General features: G+C 68.8%; 2 protein-coding genes. Both read right to left on the bottom strand.

From position 1 onward, the window contains the following. On the bottom strand, positions 1-281 hold a 281-nt coding region (locus RTN46_RS16985; RefSeq protein ID WP_312183234.1), incomplete at its 3' end, for a hypothetical protein. Continuing rightward, positions 278-1,624 (bottom strand): V-type ATPase 116kDa subunit family protein (locus RTN46_RS16980; protein WP_312183231.1); only part of this gene is annotated, 1,347 nt, incomplete at its 5' end. The genes RTN46_RS16980 and RTN46_RS16985, both read right to left, overlap by 4 nt.

Genomic DNA, 1,624 nt, shown 5'->3' with positions numbered 1-1,624 from the left:
GCGACGGCGATCGAAGCGCCGATCAGCGCCGCACTGCTGCTGTCGCTGCCCTCGGTGGCCATGGCGACGGCGGCCTGCGCGGAGCCGCCCGACGCCGTCGCAGGCGCGGCGTTAAAGGCCGCAGCGAGCAGTGCCAGCGCACCCGCCATGATCAGGCCGTTGACGCCCAGCAGCACCGTGATCCCGGCTCGGCGTCGGCGGCGGAACGCGAACACGGCTCCGGAGGCCAACAGGACGGTAAGGATCAGGGCCAGGGGAATACCGGCAAACCAGGTGTTCATGGCGTTTGCCTTTCGGAGTCAGTGGGTCCGGTGGAGGAAACAGAGTCCGGCAATTGCGGGCTCCAGGGTTTGAACGGACGGCCTTCGTCCGTGAACACGCGGGAAAACAGCTCGTAGTACTCCAGCCGCAGGGCTTGGATCGCGGCCACCAGCCCTTCCAGCGCGAACGTAATGGCGTTGCCGACCAGGAAAACCAGGACGGCCAGGACCGCCCGCCAATCCGGGTGCCACAGCGCCGTCGTCGCCTCCCAAACAATCAGCAGCAGGGCCGCATGCGTGATGCCGAAGGCCGCCAGCCGGGTGAAGGAAACGATGTTCGAGGCGAGCTGGATGAGCGTGTCCACCAGCTCCACGGAGGCCTGCATGGTGCCGGTGGCCCCGCCGCCGGCTTCCACGAAGAGCCCGGTAAAGATCAGCACAACCGCGACGGCGGCCATGATGGCGGCGGCAATGATCAGGCCTGGGACCCTGGCGACCAGCCCGCCGGCCAGCAGCCCGACGGCGAGGAACAGCAGGGCGCCGGCCAGCCCGGTGCGGGCGTAGATGGCATAGGCCCAGCCGCCCTCCCGGACCCGGTTGATCGTGCCGACGGTATACGCGCCGGAAAGCAGCACCGCCCCGAAGACCAGGGCAGCGATGAGCAGGGGGACAGGGTTCTCTACCGGTTCCAGCCAGATCACCGGGATCACGTGTGTGGGGCCGAAAAACTCCCCGTAAAGGATGCCGAAAAACACCGCCGCGAGTCCCGCCCCGAAGATGAACAGCCAGGTCTTCTGGAAGCGGCGCAGCCTGTGGATCCGCCCGGAGCGGATAAGCAGGCCGGCAAGCACCAGCAGCAGGCCCTGCCCGGCGTCGCCGAACATCATGCCGAACATCACCACGTAGGCCAGCCCCGCGAGCCGCGCCGGGTCCACATCCGCGTACGGGATGGTGGTGTAGGTGTCCACCAGCAGCCGGGAGAGCCGCGGGGCCTTCCGCTGCGGGCGTTCGTTGCCGGTGAGCAAGGTGGGCGGCTGGACTCCGCGCGGGGTCTTCAACGGCACGACGCCGGCGCCCAGCGGGGCCAGTGCCTCCCGCAGGGCCGGAATCCGCCGGGCCGGGGACCAGCCCACCAGCCCGGACACCGGACCGTTCTCCACGGCAGCGCTGGCGGCTTTGTCGAATTCTTCGGGGCCGTCGCCGGGGGGATACGGCAGGTCCAGCTCGACGGCGGAGCTGCGGGCGACTTCGATGAGCGCGGCATGCTTGTGTTCCGTCGGTGCGAGTACCGCCACGCGTTCCATCCGGACGGGGGTGAGGGTTTCACGCCACTGCATCGAGGACCTCGATGCAGTGGCGTGAAA

The sequence above is a fragment of the Arthrobacter sp. genome, assembly GCF_031988865.1.
Taxonomy (GTDB): Bacteria; Actinomycetota; Actinomycetes; order Actinomycetales; family Micrococcaceae; genus Arthrobacter_B.
Note: the sequence above shows the minus strand (reverse complement) of the source record. Positions and strands in the feature narration are given on the sequence as shown.